Origin of the sequence: Arthrobacter gyeryongensis (assembly GCF_039543785.1) — a bacterium.
GTDB classification, from domain to species: Bacteria; Actinomycetota; Actinomycetes; order Actinomycetales; family Micrococcaceae; genus Arthrobacter; species Arthrobacter gyeryongensis.
On sequence record NZ_BAABKK010000024.1, the window covers coordinates 227904 to 248166 of the forward strand.

Below are 20263 nucleotides of genomic sequence, written 5' to 3' on the forward strand. Positions count from 1 at the left end.
CCTTCGCCCTCCGCCAGCTCCCGCTCCCTTGACACGAAGCTAATGATAGAAATGAAGATGCACTTCTTCTTACGACCGACCCCGGTAGAAGCGGTACCCCGGCTAGCTGCGGCACTCGGCATCCCCCCAGACGGGTTGTTCTTCAAACGCGATGACCTGATGGGCCTTGCAGGCGGTGGCAACAAGGTGCGGAAGCTCGAAATTATGATGGCGGACGCTGTAAGGCGCGGCGCGCGCGTCCTAGTCACCACTGGCGCTCAGCAAAGCAACCACGCGCGGCTCACAGCTGCCGCGGGAGCTCGCCTTGGAATGCACGTGATACTGGTACTTGCGGGAGAACGCCCGGAAAAACTCACTGGCAACCTCCTGCTCGATCAAATCCTGGGCGCTGAGTTTGTATTCGCCGGGACCTCGGACACTGAAACCATTGCCGCAGAATTAGCAACCGAGCGCGACGCGTTTCGGATACCTTTCGGCGGAACGAACGCACTCAGCGCGGAGGCGTATCGGCAAGCGGGAGTGGAACTACTCGAGCAGGTACCTGATCTGGGGAGCGTCACGGTCGCAGTAGGCTCCGGAGGGACGATGGCTGGCCTAGTCGCGGCCATCGGAGCGGAGCGCGTACGCGGCGTTGACTCTGGAGCGCTCAAAGATGCGCGAGCCGCCGTCGCACGCCTCATCGACGAGATGGGCTTTGCCAGCGGTGCGCTTCGCATCGATGAAGAGCAGGTCGGAGCCGGGTACGAATACCTCACGGAGGCGGCACGGGAAGCTATTGATCTGACCGCTCGGATGGAAGGAATTATCCTCGATCCGACATATACCGGGCGCGCCATGGCCGGCTTGATCAGCGCAGCGCGCCACCATCGTCTGCCAGAAGGCACAGCGGTGTTTCTCCATACAGGCGGGCTGCCAGGTCTTTTCGGCAACGAGCAAATCCAGTCCTAGGGTGCGAAACCCATCACGCTTGCTTTCCCATGGTAGGGGGCCAGTGGGTTTCGATCGGCGGCATTCGCCACCCGGCCGCCGAGGCGCCGTCGATCAACGTTCGGATCGCGTTCGTGACCATAGGCCGCATGTCATCCGCGCGGTGCAGCAGATCCCAAGCCCAGAGCGGTACCGGGGACGTCACAGGCCGACGGGTCAACGTGGGTGGCATCGGCGCCGCATGACGCTTTGGCGACTGGAGCACTGGCCGCCTCAAACGGGCCACGTGCTCGAAGAATGCGGGTCCCGTAATGCCACCGTCGTCGATGTGTGTGACGGACGCGCCGCTGGCCTGCGCAAAGGCCAACGCGTAGCGGTTCCACGAGTCCCAGGACGCTTCGTCGACATCGACGAGGACCGTGAGTCCGGCTGCCGGCACGCTGTCGTGACGAGCCGCGGGGTGCGTGCCTGGCATGACCGCTTGCAGTCGCTCGTACTTTAAAAGCTCGGCGGCCAGGCCCTGCCGCACCACGTCGGCCTCCTCAATCCACGCGATGGCGAGATCGAGGCTGCCTTCGGCCACCCGCGCTGCCTGAGTGTGGGATGGCAGGACCCACTCGTCGAGACGGATCCGAAGGTTGGGCATTGTCGCGATCCCTGGAGGAAGCCAACTGACATAGCCCAGCCGCAGCGGCAATTGTTGGTCGCCGTTGCGAGCCCGATCGAACGCGCGTGCCGCAGCGGCCAAGACCTCCCGGGCATCAGTCAGGAACTCGCTGCCGGCGGGCGTCAACTCGACGTGCCTGCGATCGCGGACGAGGAGCCGGGTCCCGAGCTCGCGCTCAAGGTTGATGATCTGCTGGGAGAGCGACGGCCCGGCAATATGAAGCCGCTCTGCGGCTCGACCGAAATGCAGCTCCTCGGCGACAGCGACGAAGTAGGTGAGCTGCCGGAGTTCCACGGGTTGATTGTACGCCGGGATGACCGGTGAGAGGCCGGGCCTACCAGTGTTCGGATACAAGTCGTGGACCGCAGGCGGCCACTCGGGTTGACTCAAAGCAAGGGCACCCGCAGCCCGGACCAACAATCACACAACCACAAAGAAAGAGTCCCATGGAATTCCTCACCACCCTCACCACGAACGTCCCGCATGGAACGCCGGAATCGACGGTCGACGCTACCAAGGATCGCGAGGCTATCCGTGCTGCCGAATTGGCGCAGATGGGCCGCCTCCTGCGATTGTGGAGGCCGCCCACGGAGCCGGGTGAATGGCGCACTCTCGGCCTCTGGAGCGCCGACACGGAGGCCGAACTCAACGAAATCCTGGCCTCGCTGCCGTTGCATGTGTGGATGACTGTGGAGATCACGCCACTGAATCCACACCCGAACGATCCCGAGGTGGCGAAGGCATAACCAGCATCGCGGGTCCGGACGATAGAAAGCGCAAACTCCACATGTTCCTTGCCATGAAGTCTCGGCAGATGGCCCCGAAAGGCCCCAACTCGTCGCCGAGGATTGTAGTTGGGCAAGCGGCTGCTGCCCTCGCCGTCGGGATGGGTGTTGGCCGGTTTGTGTACACGCCGGTTCTGCCGCTCATGATCGCCCAAGCCCACTTGTCGCAGCAGGCCGCCGGGCTGATCGCCACCGCCAACTACTTCGGATACCTGCTCGGCGCGATCGCCGGAATCATCGTTCCGCGGCTTTTGCAGTCGACACTCGCACTACGGACCTCACTAGTAGTCCTCACCGTAACCCTGGCAGGAATGCCGCTAACCGACAGTGTTACTGGCTGGTTGTTGCTGAGGCTGGTTGCCGGCGTCGCCAGCGCTCTGATTTTTATTATCGCCGCGAGCTCAATGTTCACCCGCCTCCGCGAGTACGGCAGCCACCTCATTGGTTGGGGCTTCGGCGGAGTCGGGGCGGGGATCGCGGCATCCGGATTCCTGGTCCTACTGCTGGGTTGCGTGTCGAACTGGAACGCTGCTTGGTTTGCTTCTGCGGTGCTGGCCGCAATTTTCTCCACCCTCTGCTGGACGCTAAAGACCGGCCCTCCGGTTTCCACGACCACCGTGACCCCGACGCCGACGCACCCAGGCCCGCTTCTCTGGTTCGTCCTCATCTTGATCAGCTATTCCCTTGAAGGAGTGGGCTACATCGTCGCCGGGACGTTCCTCGTAGCCGCGATCGACCAGTCGGCGCCGGGCTTGACCGGTGCGAACGCCTGGACACTGGTCGGCTTGGCGGCCCTCCCATCGACAGCTTTCTGGGCCTGGCTCGCCTACCGATTCCGACGAGCGACACTCCTGATTGCCGCACTTGTCGCGCAGGCGATCGGTATCGCGCTTCCTGCCTTATTTGGGGGCGCAGTGCCGGCACTTATTTCCGCGCTTCTCTTCGGCGCGACATTCCTGGGTATCGCAACGCTCGCCCTCGCGATCGGCTCTCACCTGCGGTTCCCCCGCGCCACCGCACTTCTCACAACCGGATATAGCGTCGGCCAGATTCTCGGTCCCCTCATCGTCACGCCCTGGGTGAGTCACGGCTACCGTGAGGCGTTACTTTTCGGTGCGGCCGCGGTAGTCGCGGCCGCGGCCGCCGCTGGGACTTTGCGGATGAAGGCACCAGACGCGTGACTCACGAACAATGGGACACGATCCTCCCGCTCCGGCTGAACCGGAAACCATTGGCCGCCCATGCCACATAATCTGTTTGGCCAGAACAGGACAGGCCATCTGCGAGCCGTCCGTGTCTAGACCCTGCTTCGGCGTCCTCTGAGTGCACCGAAGATCAGCAACACGATGACGGCGCCCAGGATGGACAGCAGCCATGTCCTCAGATCGAAGAAGTCTCCTAAGCCGCCACCGAAGGCGAGGGAACCGATCCAGCCACCAAGAAACGCCCCGACAACTCCCAGAAGAAGGGTAAGCAGCAAGCCGCCGCCTTGCCTTCCAGGAAGGATGGCCTTTGCGATGGCGCCCGCGATCAGGCCGAGCAGAAGAAAAGCGAGAAGTCCCATGGTGCGTCTCCTTTGCAATCGAGGGCAGCGCCAGTCCGGCGCTTCGCCTTTGAGTTAATCAGCATGCTTACCGGCAGGCAAGGCCCCGCGCCTTCCTATCCCAGGGTGGCGAGGGCCGCCGGGGCGCACTCGATCCTGACCGGCGTATCCGCGTCAACGGATTTCACTTCACCGTCGATCTGGTAAGTCAGGGGCTTGAGGGTGGTGAACGAGTAGCTGCTCACGCTGGGCTGGTCCCCCAGCCCCTTCGTAGCGGCCCGCAGCGCCGTCAAGAGCACCCGCCACTTTGGCTTGTGGGCAAAGAGGACCACTTCGAATTTGCCGTCAGCAAGCTTGTCGTCCGCGTCGCTGAGCGTGGCGTACTTTGCCATCTCCGGAATATTGGCGAGCACCAGGCTGTCCAGGCGGCGGCGCGCGCCGTCGGCCTGGCGTAATTCGAAGGGCTCAAACTTCGAGAAGGTCCGGATGACAGAGACCATTTCCTTCAGGGCCCCCTTGCCGCCCTTTTCCAAGTCCATCGCCACCACCGGGGTCAACCCGAAACCGACATAGGAGTGCGCGTACTCCCCGGGCGAGTCCGCTTCCCCGCCAGTGTGCACGCGCAGCAAATCGATGCTCCGCACCCGGCCCGCGGCGATCGCCTCCCCCAGCGGCTGGGTGCCCGTGCTCCGCCGGTGATCATTGGCATTTCCCGCCCCCAGCACAGCGCACACCGCTTTGGGGTTGCCTCCCTGCATCACGCCGTTGACCACCTCGTTGTAGCCGCCGTCACCACTAGCGGATACAACCAGCACGTCCCCACCACCGCTCACAGCGTCGCGCGCGAGCTCCACTGCATGACCGGCATGGCTGGTCGGCTGGAGCCTGATGTCCACCGGGTAGCTAAGAAGACCCTCCAGCTCGCCCTGGAGACCCTCAGCCAGCCTGCGTGCATCCCCCGTGCTGTTGGGATTAAAAATGATGACGATCGATTCAAAGGTCCGTGCAGAAGTCATTGCCGCTCCGATATTTGCTCGTGATGACTTCGGTAAGTGTACTTACAATCTTCCCCCGCACCTTAAGGGACCGGGTTCCGGCCAACTTAGCTGAACGGAACAATCAGCAAGGCCCTGTAGACTTCCGTGCCATCCTCTCCCCCTTTCAAGGGGTAACCGCGGGACGAGAAGCAAAGGCAGACCGATGGACACTCCAACACCACCGACCCCGCCTCGGCGTCCGCAGCCAGGAAGGCCTCCTTCGGCGGGCCGCCCTTATCCTGCCCGGGCCAAAGTCATCAGCTACCCGGTGCCTGTCCCGTTGGAGCCGCAGGAGCCGGATCCGGCCCCACAGCCGGTTCCCAAAGACGCCAAGAAGGCCAATCGATCCAAACGGAAGTGGCGCCGCAAACTCCTCCTGGCGCTGATCGCCCCGCTCGTTCTGGTCCAAATTATTGCCTTCATGTTCAGCCTGGGCGTGACCCCGACCCGTACCGCTTACATGCTGGAGGCGGGTGAGCCGAACGTCTACCAGTTCGTCTCGATCAACCACATGAGCCGGCACTTGCTGGCCGCGACCATCGCCCATGAAGACGAACAGCTCGGCACACGCAGCGGCGCCTTCGACCTCGGAGACCTCCAGGCGAGGGCCCAGGCGTATTTCCAGGGAAAGCCCGACCCGAGCGGTTCCACCATCCCCCAGCAGCTGGTCAAGAACATTTTTCTCTGGGATGACCAAAACGCCGTGCGCAAGGGCATTGAAGCCGTCCTGGCAACCCAGTTCAGCTACACGTTGAGCCCTCAGCGGACCTTGGTGCTCTATCTGAACTATGCCCAGTTCGGTCCCCATCTGTACGGCGTCTGTGCTGCCAGTTGGTACTACTTCGGAACACCGCCGTGGAACATGACCGATTACCAGTCGGCGCAGCTGATGGGCGTCCTCCCACTGCCGGATCTGGTCAAAAGGGACCCCAACGGAGGCATCTACCTTGGCACGGGCGTCGACCCCGCCGTGTGGAACCTTGTGAATGGAGCCGCCAACGTCTGGGTGCCCCGGCAGCTCGCTGGCCTGGGCGGATGGCAGGGGGCCGTCGCGACAGTCGGCATCACGGACACCGCCGACAGCCATGCCGGCCAGCGCACCGATAACGATGCCTGCTCCACCATGCCCCAAAGCGTCAAGGACCGCATCCAGACCGAAGCCGGCTAGGACCGCCGGCAACACGTCCGGCGTCGTACCCGGACTCAGCCTCGCGGTGCCGGCAAGTCCAGGTTCCAGTGGCGCGAGACCATCAGCAGCCAATCGACGTCGTCGTCGTGCCCCGCGCCCGCTGGTCCCGGGGTGATGAAGAAGCGGGAGACAACGCGCTGCGAACCTTCGGCGTCTCCGTAGAGCACGTCGACGGCGAAGCCCTCGCCGGCCGCTCCCGCGGTCGCATTGCGGAAGTCGGCCGACTCCGGATCCCGGATCGCGACCTGGCAGAATCCGGCGTCGTTGGCCGGCACGTAGATGTCCCGGGTCAGCCGGTGGAACTCCTCCACCGGTGACAACGGAGCCCTGGCGTCCGGTGGAAGGTGCCAACCGTGCAGGATCGCCACTCCCGCACCGGCGTTGCGCACAGACATCAACAGGTACACGGCGTTGTCGCTGATCTCGAGAGCAGCGTGGCCACCGCGCACCACCATCCATTTGCCTTCCATGAACCGCACCTTCTGCGGGGAGTCAGACCAATTGGAGGGCAGCAGGATGGGGCGCAATCCATTCAGCAGGGCGCGCTCGGCCAGCCGCGTCGACCGGTTGGCCGAGCGCGTGGAAATAAACGTCGCGACGGCAAGAACGGTCGTACCGAGAGCGGTGCCGAGGTTGGAGATCAGGACCCAGTCGACCATAAGCCACATTCAACGCCTGTCCCGCCTCGTGGGCAATGGAACCTATCTTCCACCCTCGATCTTCCGGCTGCGCTGGTTTTGCGCCATGGGACCGTACGGGTAGACGCCGACGCGCGGTTGGCTGGCCTGCGTGAGCCGGTCGGTTTCCTCGGGGCTGAGTTCCAGGTCTGCCGCAGCCAGGTTGTCTGCTAGCTGTTCGGTTGTCCGGGCGCCGAGGATCACGGAGGTCACGGCAGGCCGGTCCGCCAACCAGGCCAGTGCAACCTGGGAGGCGCTGACGCCATGGTCCGCTGCGATCTTTTCCACTGTCCCGATGACGTCCCAAGTGCGGGGGTCGTCGTTCCGGGCCTGCCAGGCTTCCATGCCGCGTTCCGGGTTTTCACCAAGGCGGGTCGCACCGCTGGGCGGCACGTCGCGCTTGTACTTGCCAGAGAGCCAACCGCCCCCCAAGGGAGACCACGGCAGCAGCCCGATTCCAGCATCCAGCGAGGCCGGAACGATCTCCGATTCGATCTCACGGACCAGCAGGCTGTACTGCGGCTGCAAGGTCACCGGTGCGCTCCAGCCAAAGGCCTTGGCGACGTGGACGGCCTTGGTCAATTGCCACCCCAGGAAGTTGGAAAAACCGTAGTAGGCGATCTTGCCGCTGCTGACGGAGTCGTGCAGGAAGCGCAGCGTCTCCTCCAACGGTGTGATGGGGTCCCACGCGTGCATTTGGTAGAGGTCGATCTGCTCCACGGCCAGGCGGCGCAGCGAGTCGTCCAACGCCCGCGTGAGGTGGCGTCGGGAGGTGCCGACGTCGTTCGGCGCCGTCCCCATGGGGAAGCGGCCCTTGGTGGCCAGCACCACGCGGTCCCGCGCATCGGGCCGTTCGGCCAGCCAACGGCCGATGATCTCTTCCGATACACCAGCGCTGTAAACATCGGCGGTGTCAATGAAGTTGCCGCCGGCCGCGACGTAGCCGTCCAGGATGGCGTGGGACGTTTCCTCGGTAGCCTCGGCCCCGAATGTCATGGTTCCCAGCGCGTAGTTGGAAACCACTGCGCCGCTGTTGCCCAAAGTGCGGTATTGCATGCTGTTCCTCAATCCTCGACGGGGGTGGTGCGGTTCGAATGGTAGGTGCGCCAAGTGTGTTCAGGCTCGAAGCCCAGGAGTCGCCTGGCCTTGTCGATGGAAAGCATAGTTTCGTGCTCTTCCAGATCCTTGGTCACCTTCACGTCGGGGAACACCTCCGCGGCCAGACTGGCACTGGACCGGCTCATGACCGTGTCCGCGTTTGCGATGATGAATGCTTCGAACCCCGGCTTGCCGTTTTCAAGGGCCCGGGCCACAGCCTGTGCCCCGTCGCGGCCATCGATGTAACCCCAAAGGTTCCACTTGCGCAGCCTGGCGTCGGAGTCGAAGGACGGAAACCGTTCGTAGTCTTCCGCGTCCATGACGTTGGAGAACCGCAGCCCCACGATGCTCAGCTCTGGGTCCCAGCGCGTCAACTCGATGGCCATCTGCTCTTCCAAATGCTTCACGAGCGAATAGGTGCTTTCCGGCCGCGCCGGGTATTCCTCATCCACCGGGATGTACGGAGGGTCGACGTCGAACGGCAGCCCCAGCACCGTCTCACTTGAGGCGTAGACAACCTTCTTGATGCCGGCCCGGCGGGCCGCCTGAAAGACGTTGTACGTTGAAAGCATGTTGTTCTCGAACGTCGCTGCATCCGGGATGATGCCGGGGGCTGGAATGGCCCCCAGATGCACGACGGCGTCGAAGCCACTATGCCGGTCGTCCAGGCCCAGGAACACATCCAGCACCTGGCCATAGTCACGCAGGTCGACGATCGCCAGACCGGGGCTCCGCTTGCCCGAGCGGTCCAGGTTCAGCACCTGGTGCCCGTCCCCGCTGAGCCGGCGCACTACATGCCTGCCCAGTTTTCCACTTCCACCCGTCACTGCAATTCTCATCGGTACTCCCTCGATATAGCTCGGCGGTCTTGACTCGACACTAGGGCACAAGCCGGCTCTGGCGCGTGGCCCTCCCGGTCCTAGGACAGCCAGACACCCGCTCCCGCGTAATTTCCTCCGCGGATGCAACTCGCCGACACGGCCAACTTTTTCGGCATTTCAACTTGTGCCCGAGCCGCCGATCATCCACACTGGCTACAGATCCGCAGGAAAATCCTTCCGCCGATCAAACCCGCCGGACTCTACGGCCACCAACCGCCCCATCACAGAATGCCGGGCAGCCCCTCTCGAACCACCGCCTTCCGCCTCCCCGGGCGCACCGGGCCCGGAAGCCCGTGACCGCTGAGAGCCCGGTACTTCCCACCGAGAAAGAGCCCACGATGATCAAACGCCACTCGGACGTCGTCCTGGAAATCACCGCCCACGACCCCGACACCATCGAGAACGACCTGAACACCGCCGTCGAAATCGCCCGCGAACACGCCGTCAGGGAGCATCGTCACGGAATCCTCGTTACGCAGCACGGATTCACCAGGTACACCGTCGCAATCAGCCGGGACGTGCCCTATGGGCAGACACTCGAACGGCGCGAGTTGCCGGGGAGCTCACAGGCGAAGACGGAATCAGACTGCTGAGTCGGCCACCATGACTCGAATCAAAGCAGGTGGGAGGATGGGCGCATGGAACTGCACATTACCGGCGACCCCGCCGCCGACCAACTGCTCAGCGATGACGCGTTCGCACTTCTCATCGGCATGCTGCTAGACCAACAGGTGACCATGGAGTCTGCGTTTGCCGGACCCGAAAAGATCCGGACGCGCATCGGATCCATGTCCCCTGCCGCAATCGCCGAATATGACCCGGCGGGCTTCGTCGAGGTCTTCAAGGAGCGTCCGTCCGTCCACCGTTTCCCCGGCTCGATGGCCGGCCGCGTCCAGGATCTCGCCGCGACCGTTCAGCGCGATTGGAATGGAGACGCAACCGCCATCTGGACCCAGGACAACCCAGACGGCCAGGAGGTGCTCCGCAGGTTGAAGGAATTGCCTGGCTTCGGAGAGCAAAAGGCAAAAATCTTCCTCGCACTGCTCGGCAAGCAACGCGGACTCCAGGCACAAGGTTGGCGCGAGGCTGCGGGCGCCTACGGCCAGGAGAGCGCTTTTCTTTCTGTCGCCGACATCGTGGATCCGGAGTCGCTGAGAAAAGTTCGCGCCAACAAGCAGGCTGCCAAGGCCGCCATCAAAGCGGCGAAGGCCTCCGGAAGCTGAGAAGCACGCGACGGGCTTTGTTCCCGCCGATATCGTGAAACGCTTGCAGCATGGATCTCGAAGTGTCGCCTGCGCTCACGATTCCGACGTCGGAACTCGGCTGGCGGTTCTCCCGCTCGTCAGGGCCGGGCGGTCAACACGTCAACACCTCGGACAGCCGCGTTGAACTGTCATGGAATGTCGCCGACTCCGCAGCGCTTTCCGATGACCAACGGCTGCTGCTGGTCACGCGTCTCGGACCCCGACTCATCGCCGGGGTGATCACCGTGACCGCCTCCGAGCAGCGGTCCCAGTTACGGAATCGCGAAATCGCGCTGGCCAAGCTCTCGCGCCTCGTGGCGGAGGGTCTTGCTCCCGAAGCGGCTGCCCGCCGGGCGAGCAAACCTACCCGGAGCTCGAAGCGTCGGCACCGGGTCGCAAAGGAACACCGGGCGGCGACGAAACAACAACGAAAACGACCGTCCGCTGAGTAGCCCGCTCAGCGAATCCCGCTGTCGACAACCAGCGTGACGTGAACGGGGGTCTCCGAGATGACCACCGGCTGGGTCGCCGTCGAATGGTAACCGCCGATGTTGCTCGCCTTGATCACGTAACGACCGTCAGGCAGCGTGAGATGGAAGGCACCGGTGCCGTCGGTCCGTGTCGAGCCCCGGACAGCTTCCCCGTCCAAGGCGACAACCGCGGCCCCTGAGACGGGGCGCGGCGGACACTCCTGACCGACACGTTCGACGGGACATACCGGGGCGGTCAGGACAACGCCAGTGACAACACCGGTATGCCCCGCGTCCGGACCTCCCGGAGCGGCGCATCCGCACAACCACAGTGCCGCGGCCAGCAGGGTCACGACGCATCGCTTCACTTCACTCACCTCACGAACACGTTCTCAGGAAGCTCGTGGCACCAGCACGCTCGTGGAAGGTCACCGTGTGGCCGCTGTCGTCATGGAAGACCGCCCTTTGTCCCCCGACAGTCATGATGCCCGGCTGGTAAGGGTTGCCCCAGCCTGCCGGAGGATTGCCGTTACCGTCGTCCAGCGGCTCGTCTGCAACAAAGAAAGAGCCCTGCACCTGTGCCTCGTAGATGCCACAGTGCGTGAACAGAGCGAAAGGGACACCCGAGGCAGCGGATGTTGTGGGACTTGCCGGAACGTTGCTTTGCGGCGTTGCCGGCATCGCACATCCGCCCAGCACCGCCAGCGCGGCCGCCGCGGCGGCGATGCCCAGGATGCATCGAATTGCCATGCGCAACGCCTCCCTCTCATAGGGACTGCCGCTTTTGAGGCAGCCTTTCAGATGTAGCTGCAAATCCGGGCTGCGTCGCACGCCTCCGGATCCGCGGCAGCGGCGATGGCGTGGTAGCCGGCGACGGCGGCGCGCAGCGCGACAAGTTCGGCGATCTGCGCGTCCAGGTCTGCCAACTGACCGGCCAGTAGGTCGCGTACATGGGTGCACGGGGCGCGGCCCTCATCGCGAAGAAACAGGATTTCGCGGATCTGGGCCAGGGCCAGTCCCGCCGCGCGCCCGCGGCGAATGAAGTCGAGCCTGCTGATGGTTTCGCTTGTGTAATCGCGATATCCGTTGGCGGTCCGTTTTGCAGCCGGCAGCAGCCCATGCTCTTCATAGAACCTCAAGGCCTTGCTCGTCATCCCCGCCGCCCGGGCGGCTTCACCGATTCGCACCATGCACCCCGTCTTCCCCATTGACCCTCCCACTGTAGGGGAAGGCGCTCATGGGATGAAGCAGGCCTAGCGCAAATATTCAGCGAATTCCATTTCGAAGTACCGCTTCGCCCCGACGCCGATCACGGAGATTCTTCGTTCGCCGTCCTTGAACAAGAACACGGACGGAATAGAGCTAATCCCGAAGGCAGCCGCGGTTTCCGGATTCTCATCGACATTGACTTTTACAACGTCGATTTTGTCGGCGTATTCGACCGCGAGCAGTTCCAGGACCGGGCTAAGCCTGGCGCAGGGTCCAGACCAATCCGCCCAGAATTCCACGATGACCGGTTTGGCTGACTTCAGCACTTCGGCGTCGAAGGACGCGTCGGTGACTTCCTTGTTTTTTGCCATGCTTTTCCCCTTCTTGAATGGCCCGTTTTGTGATGCCGGGTGCCCCCATCCCATTCATTTCGCTTGCCAATCGACTGGCAGCGCCCCCTGCTTGCCAGCTTCGCACCTTCCCCTAAGGGAAAAGTCAAGGGGCGGAAACCCGTGATGGTGGTACGGCGGCCGGACTGGCGACTTGGGTGAAAAGCCATCAAGCTAGGTACGGGGGGAACCGAGGGAAGGAACACTCCCTCCGCACAGGAAGGCCCCGCAATTCCTAGCCCAAGACGACCACTCACTCCATGGATCCGCATGTACCTCAAGGGCGGCGACGCGGTACGCACAGATGCCAAAGGCCTCGGCGCTCTCAAACCTGTCGAGCCGGCCGCGCGGCGCGAGGGCAAGCCCCTCCTTGGCGAAGGCCAGGTCTACGTGATGAAGAACGGCAAGGAGTACCACCCGGCGTGGTGCCACGTCGTGGCCGATAAGTGGAGCAACGGCCCCAGGGGACTTCTTGTGACCCTTCTGGCCGACGTGGGAACCCGTACCAAGTGCCGGGAATGCGATCGATCCTTGAGATCAGTCACGGAAGCCTTTGCGAAGGAACACGATAAAGGACCCGGGCCCACCCGTCAGCCTGAAACGGTTATCCCTTTGCGGGTCGTCGGCTTCTCCCATGGAGTCCTGTTCTTGGCTGCGGGTCCGAAATATCAGCATCTCCTCAAGCAGGCCGCGGTTGAGCCGGCCACCCCGCTGCTCGTCGATGGACTTCGGCACGGAATGCTGCTGCGGGTGGACGCCTCCCGCCAAGAGCCGCTCCTGGTTATCCAGATGGATCCGCGCGCCAAGTTCCGGAGCGGCGCTTATCAGGTGCGCTTGCGTCTTCCTTTGCAGCGCTCGGCCACTAAACCCTATGCTGTGGACTCCATTGAACCGGCGGCGCGGGCCAGGCACGCCGCCCTGCACCCGCCGGCCGTGGACGACCTGGAAAGTTGAGCTCACCCCGGCCGCGTCACCTCGGGACAGCCCCAGACACACGCTCGGTGAGAAACTCCTCCCAGGTCCTGCGCCCGACGGACCTGTCCTCGGAAAGGTTTGCACCTTCCCGGATTGCCTTGGCGGCATTCCCCGGCATGTGAACCGGGATGAGAAGGCGTCTCTGACCGGCCGCGGCGAGATAGGAGCGGATGAGGTCACTCATCGGGTAGCAGGCCGGCCCTGCGAAATCGGGCACGAGACCTGCAGGCCGGCCGAGAGCGAGCTCGACGAGCTGGTCCGCGACCTCGCCGGCATCCACCGGCTGGAACCGGAAACCCCTCGGAACGGGAATGACGGGGAGCCTGGCCATAGCCCGCGCGGTCAGCAGCGTCAGCTCGAAGAACTGCGTGGCGCGGAGGGTACTGAACGGGATCCCGGACCTGGCCACCACCTCCTCCGCGTCCCGCTTGGACGCGAAGTAGCCGAAAGCCGCACGGTCGAAGCGGCTCACAACCGGGATCGTGTCCGCCCCCACCACCGAGATGAACACCAGGTGTGTGACTCCCGCGCGGGAAGCCGCGGAGACCAGGCGGCGGGCCTTGTCGCCGTCGCCCTTCTGGGTACCCGCGCAGTGCACCACTGTCCGGACACCGCTCAAGGCAGTTTCAACTCCATCGCCGGTGTCGAGGTCACACGAAACGAATTCGATGTCCTGCTCCGGTGGAGGGGCATGACGGCCTGCGACGCGCGGGGCGTGGCCCCCGTCCCGAAGCCGCGAAACAACGAGCCGCCCGAGGGTCCCGGTGCCGCCCGTTACCAATATGGTCGAGTTCATGACCTTTTCCCTTCGAATTGGCTCACGCCGGACCGCCGCCCGGCGGACCGCTGAGGACGGTGGGGGCGTACTCGAGTAGCTGGAGCCGGCCATCGAAGGTCCTGCTTTCCACCATGTCAAGCTTGACGTCGGGATAGCCGTCGTAGATCCGCTCCCGACCGGTTCTGCCCGTGATCACCGGGAAAACGACCACCCGGAACCTGTCCACGAGTCCAGCGGTCAGCAGCGACCGGCACAGGCTCAGGCTTCCGAGGGTGCTCAAGGGCCCGGTCCGGGTCTGCTTCATCTCTGCCACGGCCTGGACCGCGTCCCCGGTGACGAGCTCCGAGTTCGGCCACGTAAGCGGAGCCTGCAGCGTGGAGGAGAAGACGACCTTCGGCACGGCAGGCAGGCCGGTCAGGGTGGCCCCCTCATCCTCGGAGAATCCCGAGCCTTGGGCCTGCGCTTCCTCCGACATCCTGGACATCAGCCGGTAGGTGTTCGCGCCGAGTAGGAAGGTGTAGCCCGTCTCCCCCTCCTGAGCGAGCCACGCCAGGTATTCCGGCCCCTCCAAACCCCACCAGCCGGGCCATCCCTCGGCCGAGGCATACCCGTCCAGGGATATGATCAGGTCGACCATCAGGTCCGCTGATGACGCGTCCGCCGTTGTCTCGCCCATGGCCGTCTCCTTGAAGTTGACCGAGTAAGTGTCCGCCTGGCCTCTCGGCCAAGGACGGCCGGGTCCCGTGGCCGCAATGCTAGCCCTGTAGCGATCAGACGTTCAAGGGGCGGCTGCCCGACCTCTGCATCAAGAGCTTCGGTTCCCCGCGCCGCCCTCTCCGTGCGGCAGGTACTGAACAAACCAGTCCACGGCGAGAATCGCCGCCGCCTCCAATGTTCCGGGTTCTTCGAACAGGTGGGTGGCCCCCGGGACAAGCTCCAGCCCGTTGGGGCAGCCCATCATGGCTTGTGCCCGGCGGTTGAGTTCGAGCACCCTGTGATCCGCGCTGCCGACAATCAAGAGTGTCGGGGCGCGGACAAAGGCAAGCCTCGCGCCAGCCAGATCCGGACGGCCTCCCCTTGAGACGACTGCGCCGATCTTCTCTCCCAGTTCGGCTGCCGCCCACAACGCTGCGCCGGCGCCGGTACTCGCGCCGAAGTATCCCACGCTGCGTGAGGCCGTGTCCGGCCTTCCGCCGAGCCATCCGGTTGCCGCAATCAGCCTGCGCGCAAGCAGTTCGATGTTGAACACATTGGCACGATTGAGCTCCTCCCCTGGGTTGAGCAGGTCGAGGAGCAAGGTCCCGAGGCCCGCCCGCTGAAGCGTTGTGGCGACGAATCTATTTCTCGGGCTATGGCGGCCGCTACCGCTTCCATGAGCAAACACCACCACGCCGGCAGTCGATCCGGGCAAGTGAAGGTGTCCTTGAAGCCACAACCCGTCAGCGGGGATCCGGACCTCCTCATCGAGGCCGCGGTCTCGTGCCGTCGAAGAGGCGTTTTGCAGGCGCTCGGCGGCAGCGGCGAGCAGCCACACCACTTCGTCGTCGCCCGTCGGTGAGAAGTCACGGTAGTGGTAGCCGACGGCCGTAAGCCGCGGAGGCGTAGCAAGGCACACCACCTCGTCCGGTTCCGTCAATCCCGCGAGAACGTCCGCCGAGGCGACAGGAACGGCCAGAATCACCTTGGCGGCGCCCAAGTTCCGTGCAATGCGGCATGCCACCCTGGCGGTTGAGCCCGTAGCGATCCCGTCGTCGACGACGACGGCGATGCGGCCCCTCAGATCGACGCGGTCCCGGCCAGTACGGAAACGCGCAACCCTGTCCTCGAGGATAGTCCGTTCCCGTGCCTCGACAGACCGCAGTTCTTCCCGTTTGACCCTGGTGGCAGAGAGAACGCCTCGCTCGAGCGCATATGCGCCATCCTCCCCGATGGCTCCCATCGCGAGTTCGGCCTGGGACGGGACTCCCAGCTTCCGCACGACGATCACATCCAGCGGCGCGTCCAAGGCCACTGCAACCTCAAAAGCAACCGGAACGCCGCCGCGTGGCACCCCTAGGATGACTGCCTCTTGGCCGCGCAGATGCGTCAGCCGCTGCCCCAACTGCCGCCCTGCGTCAGCCCTGTCCTGATAAATTCCCATCCCCGCGACGTTCCCATCAAGCTGCCGCGCCACGCAAGAAATGCACCTGGGGCGGCCTCCTGATTCCACTATTCCCCACGAATCCGGACCACGCGAGGCCTTTGCGGTAAGAACGCTGAATCGGCACGCCTTCGGGTTCGACGGCGGATATCGCCTTTGTCGCTTGACTGGCACCGGGCGACGAACCGGCCCATCCTGATAGCAAAGACCTGCGACGTTGGAGGTGGAGAATGCGGATTGCGCTCCTCGGGGATGTCATGCTCGGTCGGCTGGTTAACGACCAGCTCAAGGTGGCGGCTCCCGGGTATCCTTGGGGCGACACCCTCCCGGTCCTCCGGCAGGCCGACATCAGATTCGCCAATTTGGAATGCGTTCTGGCGGACGACGGAAAGCCTGCAGCCGGCAAGATGTATCACTTCCGCTCGGATGCCAAGAACGTGGAGAGCCTGCGCTCCGCGGCGATTGACGTGGTCTCGCTGGCCAACAACCATGTGCTCGACTACGGAGTCGATGCGCTATTGGAAATGCTGCCGACGCTCGATGAGCACGGGATCGTGCACGCGGGGGCAGGTATAGACCTGGAATCTGCCCGTCGAGCGGCGGTCCGGCGGGTCAGGTCAACTGCGGTCGGCTTTATCGCTTTCACCGATAATGAACCGGGCTGGGAGGCAACCGCCCGGGCTCCGGGAATCCACTATGTCCCTGTGGACAGCGGTGACCGCCGGGTGAAGGAATTGCTGGACTTGGTCCGTTGGACGAAAGACCGCAACCAGCTACTGGTCGTTTCGGCACACTGGGGCGCCAACTGGGGGTCCAAGGTCCCGCCCGCGCACCAGAGTTTGGCCCGGGCGTTGATTGACGCGGGGTCCGACGTCGTGTTCGGGCATTCGGCCCACATTTTCCGCGGCATCGAAATCTACCGGGGCCGGCCCATCGTCTATAGCGCCGGCGATTTTGTGGATGATTACGCGGTTGATCCGGATGAACGCAACGATCAGTCATTCGTCTTCGTCGTGGAAACAGATGGAAACGTACCCCGCACTTTACGCCTGTATCCGACGAACATCACCCACCTGCAAACCCGGCTGGCGGGCCGGAGCGCGGGGAAAATCGCCGGGCGGATGCAACGGTTGAGCAGGCAGTTCGGCACCCGGAGCACGTGGATCGAGGGCGACGGAGTCTTGGAAGTACCGATCGACGTGGTCCGATGAGTGTGGAATTGCTGCTGGCGTGGGAATCATGGCGAGGTCCCGTCCGTTCTTTCCCTTGATACCTGCTTCGTCGGCGGGAACAGACACGACACAAAGTTTGGGGACTGACCATGACGTTGAACGAAACCCTTGCCCGTCTGAGAGCCGGACACCTCATGGTCCGCGACGCCCAGGAGTGGGACCAGCTATCCGCTGACTTGGGTCGCGCCTACGACAGTAACGACGATGAACTCATTGAACAGCTGCAGCCACAATTCCTCCAGTATTGGAGGACCGTCACGAGATATGTCCTTCGCGACACCTTCGACGCGGCAGGCATAGCAGTCGCCGACCCCAGTCATCCCTGGGGAATCGCAAGGCTCACCGCGAACGGAACCAGTTGCGAACCACTACTTTGCCACGCCAACGAAGCAGGCACCGAAAGGGCCGGGGGCGCCAACGCCGAGGGTCTCCGACTGCTCAATTTCGCAGACACAATGATCCACTACACCGATTGCCTGACGCGCCTGTTCGACGAGCGGGACTCAGCGAATAGCTAGGTTTCGTACCAGCTCTTGCCTTCTCGCAGTGCGCGCCGAAAAATGAGCGCATGGGAATCATCGTCGTCGACTTGTTCAGCACCCTTGACGGTGTCTACCAGGCGCCCGGCGGACCAGACGAAGATCGCGAGGGCGGCTTCGAGTTCGGCGGCTGGCAGGCACCATACTTCGATAAGGAGTCCGGCGAGGCGATCGGCGCGGGCATCGAAGGCATCGACGCGCTTCTCCTCGGCCGGAAAACGTACGACATCTTCGCCGGGTTCTGGCCAACCGCACCGGCCGATGACCCGATCGCGGCCCGCTTCAACACCGTGCCGAAATATGTCGCATCACACACACTGACCGACCCCCTTTGGGCCGGGACGACGGTGCTGACGGATGTCGCATCCGAGGTCCGTGGGATCCGCGAACGCCATGACGAGACGCACGTCATCGGCAGCGGCGACCTCCTCCAGACCCTCCTCACCGAGGACCTCGTCGACCGGTTGAATCTCTGGCTGTACCCGGTGACTTTCGGCACGGGCAAGCGGATCTTCCGGGACGGTACCGTTCCGGCCGCCTTCGCCGTCGCCCAGCCGCCTCGGGCCTTCCCGAAGGGTGCGGTCTGGCTCGTCTACGATCGCGCGGGCGATCTGGTCACGGGCGTCGACATCGAGGCGGAGCGCGCACAGACATGACAACCGGTGGCGTGGGCGGAAACCCGTGGGTGCTGCACGTTGATCTCGACCAGTTCATCGCAGCGGTCGAAGTGCTCCGGCGGCCGGAGCTTGCGGGCAAACCGGTCATTGTCGGGGGCCGGGGGGACCCCACGGAACGGGCCGTGGTGTCGACCGCGTCATACGAAGCCCGGGCGTTCGGCGTGGGTTCGGGAATGCCCCTACGCATTGCCGCGCGGAAAGTGCCCGACGCCGTGATCCTGCCCGTCGATCAGGAGGCCTACCTCGCGGCGTCTGAAGCGGTGATGGCCACCCTGCGCGCGCAGCCCGGCGCCACAGTGCAGGTGCTTGGTTGGGACGAAGCCTTTGTAGGGGTTGAGACAGAGGATCCGGAAGCCTATGCCCACCAGATGCAGGCCGCAGTCCTGGCGCGAACACAGCTGCATTGCAGCGTGGGCATCGGCGACACCCTGGTCCGGGCCAAGGTCGCCACCGGGTTCGGAAAACCGGCCGGCGTCTTCCGCCTCACCGCCGGGAATTGGCTTGATATCATGGGCAGCCGGCCCACCAAGGAGCTGTGGGGCGTCGGCGGCAGGGTGTCGGCCCGGCTGGCCAAACTCGGCATCAACACCGTCGCCGAACTCGCCGCTTCCGACCCCCAGGACCTGGTCCCGGAGTTCGGCCCCAGGATGGGTCCGTGGTATGCACAGCTCGGACGGGGCGACGGGACCAGCGTTGTGGACGACACCCCGTGGGTTGCCCGCGGGCATAGCCGCGAGACCACCTTCCAGCAGGACCTGACCGATCCGGCCCAAGTCGAGGACGCCGTGCGGGAGCTGACAGCCCATGTCCTTGAGGATGTTGTGGCCGAAGGACGGCCCGTCATCGGGCTGACCCTGAAGGTCCGCTACGCGCCGTTCTTGACCACGACCCTGGGGAAGAAGGTTCCGGAGACCTTCGACCGGAACGAAATCCTCTCGCGGGCCTTGGACCTCGCAGCCGGAATCGAGGCGGGCCGCCCGATCCGGCTCCTGGGCCTGCGTGCCGAAATGGCAATGCCCAACGATGCACGAAAGGGGCACACGCCCACGCGCGGCGGTTGGTGACGGCGTCGTTCCCCTTCCCACGCAGAATGTAGCGGTGTTCGTTAGGCCTCCATTGCACAGTGTCTAGACCGTGCCCGGCCGTTGCCCTATCGTGGGGGGACCGAGCATAGTCGGCTTGAGTCTCCGCATCGGAGGTACATGGTGGGCATCATCTCGTCTGGATTTCACGGAAGACGGCAGAGTGGTAATCCAGCGCTGCCAGCGGGCCAATACGAGACCGGCAGCTTCCCTGTCCTTACCGCCGGCCCCGCTCCGCGGATCCCCACTGACGACTGGGAATTCTTCATCATCACTGAAGCAGGGCAGCGCCATGCGTGGACTTGGGATTCCTTCATGTCATTGCCCCAGATGGACATCCATACGGATATCCATTGCGTGACCAGCTGGTCAAAGCTGGGTACCACTTGGCGGGGAGTGTCCCTGGACACTTTGTTTGAGAACGTGGAAACAAGCTGCAGGTTCACGACGGCCCACTCTTACGGCGGATACACGACCAACGTCCCGCTCGCGGACCTTCTTGGGGGCAGGTCGTGGGTGGCCTGGGAATTTGGCGGTGAGCCGCTTGAACGCGCCCACGGCGGACCTGCCCGCCTCCTGGTGCCGCATTTGTACTTCTGGAAGAGCGCGAAATGGATCAACGGCATCGAGTTGACGCAGGATGATGTCCCTGGTTTCTGGGAATCCAACGGCTACCACATCCACGGCGATCCGTGGCGGGAGGAGCGCTACTCATGAGGTGCTC

General features: G+C 63.9%; 26 protein-coding genes. 13 read left to right on the forward strand and 13 right to left on the reverse strand.

Going from position 1 to position 20263, the window contains the following annotated elements; translation table 11 throughout:
* Positions 1-51 precede the first annotated feature (51 nt).
* Positions 52-948, forward strand: a complete 897-nt coding sequence (locus ABEA18_RS16790; protein ID WP_345450937.1) for a pyridoxal-phosphate dependent enzyme — start codon at positions 52-54, stop codon at positions 946-948.
* A gap of 13 nt (positions 949-961) precedes the next feature.
* On the opposite strand, the gene ABEA18_RS16795 is transcribed toward ABEA18_RS16790, so the two are convergent.
* Positions 962-1888: a LysR family transcriptional regulator gene (locus ABEA18_RS16795; protein ID WP_345450939.1), complete on the reverse strand. Its 927-nt coding sequence runs from the start codon at positions 1886-1888 to the stop codon at positions 962-964.
* A gap of 152 nt (positions 1889-2040) precedes the next feature.
* On the opposite strand from ABEA18_RS16795, the gene ABEA18_RS16800 reads away from it, so the two are divergent.
* Positions 2041-2340, forward strand: coding sequence for a muconolactone Delta-isomerase family protein (locus ABEA18_RS16800; protein WP_345450941.1), 300 nt, complete (start codon positions 2041-2043; stop codon positions 2338-2340).
* Positions 2341-2408: 68 nt separating this feature from the next.
* A complete protein-coding gene (locus ABEA18_RS16805; protein ID WP_345450943.1) occupies positions 2409-3560 on the forward strand; it encodes a YbfB/YjiJ family MFS transporter in 1152 nt (383 codons plus the stop codon).
* Between the two features lie 116 nt (positions 3561-3676).
* On the opposite strand, the gene ABEA18_RS16810 is transcribed toward ABEA18_RS16805, so the two are convergent.
* Together ABEA18_RS16810 and ABEA18_RS16815 are read right to left on the reverse strand one after the other, a co-directional pair.
* Positions 3677-3943 carry a GlsB/YeaQ/YmgE family stress response membrane protein gene (locus tag ABEA18_RS16810; RefSeq protein WP_345450945.1) on the reverse strand — a complete coding sequence of 89 codons (267 nt, stop codon included), beginning with the start codon at positions 3941-3943 and terminating at the stop codon, positions 3677-3679.
* Between the two features lie 95 nt (positions 3944-4038).
* A complete protein-coding gene (locus ABEA18_RS16815) occupies positions 4039-4938 on the reverse strand; it encodes a diacylglycerol/lipid kinase family protein (RefSeq protein WP_345450946.1) in 900 nt (299 codons plus the stop codon).
* 184 nt (positions 4939-5122) lie between these two features.
* Between ABEA18_RS16815 and ABEA18_RS16820 the strand changes: the two genes are divergently transcribed.
* The gene (locus ABEA18_RS16820; protein ID WP_345450948.1) at positions 5123-6127 is read left to right on the forward strand and encodes a transglycosylase domain-containing protein; all 1005 of its coding nucleotides are present in this window, start codon (positions 5123-5125) and stop codon (positions 6125-6127) included.
* A gap of 35 nt (positions 6128-6162) precedes the next feature.
* On the opposite strand, the gene ABEA18_RS16825 is transcribed toward ABEA18_RS16820, so the two are convergent.
* Genes ABEA18_RS16825 through ABEA18_RS16835 form a run of 3 tightly spaced genes read right to left on the reverse strand, consistent with a single transcriptional unit; the run spans position 6163 to position 8762 of the window.
* Positions 6163-6807 carry a hypothetical protein gene (locus ABEA18_RS16825; RefSeq protein WP_345450950.1) on the reverse strand — a complete coding sequence of 215 codons (645 nt, stop codon included), beginning with the start codon at positions 6805-6807 and terminating at the stop codon, positions 6163-6165.
* 42 nt (positions 6808-6849) lie between these two features.
* A complete protein-coding gene (locus tag ABEA18_RS16830) occupies positions 6850-7881 on the reverse strand; it encodes an aldo/keto reductase (RefSeq protein WP_345450952.1) in 1032 nt (343 codons plus the stop codon).
* Positions 7882-7889: 8 nt separating this feature from the next.
* Positions 7890-8762, reverse strand: coding sequence for an NAD-dependent epimerase/dehydratase family protein (locus ABEA18_RS16835; protein WP_345450954.1), 873 nt, complete (start codon positions 8760-8762; stop codon positions 7890-7892).
* Positions 8763-9097: 335 nt separating this feature from the next.
* Between ABEA18_RS16835 and ABEA18_RS16840 the strand changes: the two genes are divergently transcribed.
* The 3 genes from ABEA18_RS16840 to arfB are packed head-to-tail and all read left to right on the forward strand — an operon-like array spanning position 9098 to position 10500.
* Complete coding sequence (locus ABEA18_RS16840; protein WP_345450956.1) at positions 9098-9397, forward strand: hypothetical protein; 300 nt, start codon at positions 9098-9100, stop codon at positions 9395-9397.
* Between the two features lie 45 nt (positions 9398-9442).
* Positions 9443-10027: an HhH-GPD-type base excision DNA repair protein gene (locus ABEA18_RS16845; protein ID WP_078105204.1), complete on the forward strand. Its 585-nt coding sequence runs from the start codon at positions 9443-9445 to the stop codon at positions 10025-10027.
* 50 nt (positions 10028-10077) lie between these two features.
* A complete protein-coding gene (arfB, locus tag ABEA18_RS16850) occupies positions 10078-10500 on the forward strand; it encodes an alternative ribosome rescue aminoacyl-tRNA hydrolase ArfB (protein WP_345450962.1) in 423 nt (140 codons plus the stop codon).
* Between the two features lie 5 nt (positions 10501-10505).
* Here the strand turns inward: arfB and ABEA18_RS16855 are convergent, their stop codons facing one another.
* From ABEA18_RS16855 to trxA, 4 genes are all read right to left on the reverse strand, one after another.
* Positions 10506-10886: a carboxypeptidase-like regulatory domain-containing protein gene (locus ABEA18_RS16855; protein WP_345450964.1), complete on the reverse strand. Its 381-nt coding sequence runs from the start codon at positions 10884-10886 to the stop codon at positions 10506-10508.
* 10 nt (positions 10887-10896) lie between these two features.
* Positions 10897-11268: a hypothetical protein gene (locus ABEA18_RS16860; RefSeq protein ID WP_345450966.1), complete on the reverse strand. Its 372-nt coding sequence runs from the start codon at positions 11266-11268 to the stop codon at positions 10897-10899.
* A 47-nt stretch (positions 11269-11315) separates the two neighbouring features.
* Entirely contained in the window at positions 11316-11705 is a 390-nt protein-coding gene (locus ABEA18_RS16865) for a heavy metal-responsive transcriptional regulator (protein WP_345451200.1), read from the reverse strand.
* Between the two features lie 66 nt (positions 11706-11771).
* A complete protein-coding gene (gene trxA, locus ABEA18_RS16870; RefSeq protein ID WP_345450968.1) occupies positions 11772-12098 on the reverse strand; it encodes a thioredoxin in 327 nt (108 codons plus the stop codon).
* A 288-nt stretch (positions 12099-12386) separates the two neighbouring features.
* Between trxA and ABEA18_RS16875 the strand changes: the two genes are divergently transcribed.
* The gene (locus tag ABEA18_RS16875; RefSeq protein WP_345450970.1) at positions 12387-13070 is read left to right on the forward strand and encodes a hypothetical protein; all 684 of its coding nucleotides are present in this window, start codon (positions 12387-12389) and stop codon (positions 13068-13070) included.
* 16 nt (positions 13071-13086) lie between these two features.
* Here ABEA18_RS16875 and ABEA18_RS16880 read toward each other — a convergent pair whose 3' ends face one another.
* From ABEA18_RS16880 to ABEA18_RS16890, 3 genes are all read right to left on the reverse strand, one after another.
* Positions 13087-13887: an SDR family oxidoreductase gene (locus ABEA18_RS16880; RefSeq protein ID WP_345450972.1), complete on the reverse strand. Its 801-nt coding sequence runs from the start codon at positions 13885-13887 to the stop codon at positions 13087-13089.
* Between the two features lie 22 nt (positions 13888-13909).
* Entirely contained in the window at positions 13910-14545 is a 636-nt protein-coding gene (locus ABEA18_RS16885; RefSeq protein ID WP_345450974.1) for a dihydrofolate reductase family protein, read from the reverse strand.
* Positions 14546-14674: 129 nt separating this feature from the next.
* Complete coding sequence (locus ABEA18_RS16890; RefSeq protein ID WP_345450976.1) at positions 14675-16009, reverse strand: phosphoribosyltransferase family protein; 1335 nt, start codon at positions 16007-16009, stop codon at positions 14675-14677.
* A 230-nt stretch (positions 16010-16239) separates the two neighbouring features.
* Here ABEA18_RS16890 and ABEA18_RS16895 point away from each other — a divergent pair, with 230 nt between their 5' ends.
* The 5 genes from ABEA18_RS16895 to ABEA18_RS16915 all read left to right on the forward strand — a co-directional run bounded on the left by ABEA18_RS16895 (position 16240) and on the right by ABEA18_RS16915 (position 20256).
* A complete protein-coding gene (locus ABEA18_RS16895) occupies positions 16240-17220 on the forward strand; it encodes a CapA family protein (protein ID WP_345450978.1) in 981 nt (326 codons plus the stop codon).
* A 110-nt stretch (positions 17221-17330) separates the two neighbouring features.
* Entirely contained in the window at positions 17331-17759 is a 429-nt protein-coding gene (locus tag ABEA18_RS16900) for a hypothetical protein (RefSeq protein WP_345450980.1), read from the forward strand.
* 50 nt (positions 17760-17809) lie between these two features.
* Positions 17810-18436: a dihydrofolate reductase family protein gene (locus tag ABEA18_RS16905; RefSeq protein WP_345450982.1), complete on the forward strand. Its 627-nt coding sequence runs from the start codon at positions 17810-17812 to the stop codon at positions 18434-18436.
* Complete coding sequence (locus tag ABEA18_RS16910) at positions 18433-19521, forward strand: DNA polymerase IV (RefSeq protein WP_345450983.1); 1089 nt, start codon at positions 18433-18435, stop codon at positions 19519-19521. Before ABEA18_RS16905 ends, ABEA18_RS16910 begins: the two co-directional genes overlap by 4 nt.
* A 138-nt stretch (positions 19522-19659) precedes the next feature.
* Positions 19660-20256 (forward strand): molybdopterin-dependent oxidoreductase, encoded by a 597-nt coding sequence (locus ABEA18_RS16915; protein ID WP_425550545.1) that lies wholly within the window; start codon positions 19660-19662, stop codon positions 20254-20256.
* Positions 20257-20263 lie beyond the last annotated feature (7 nt).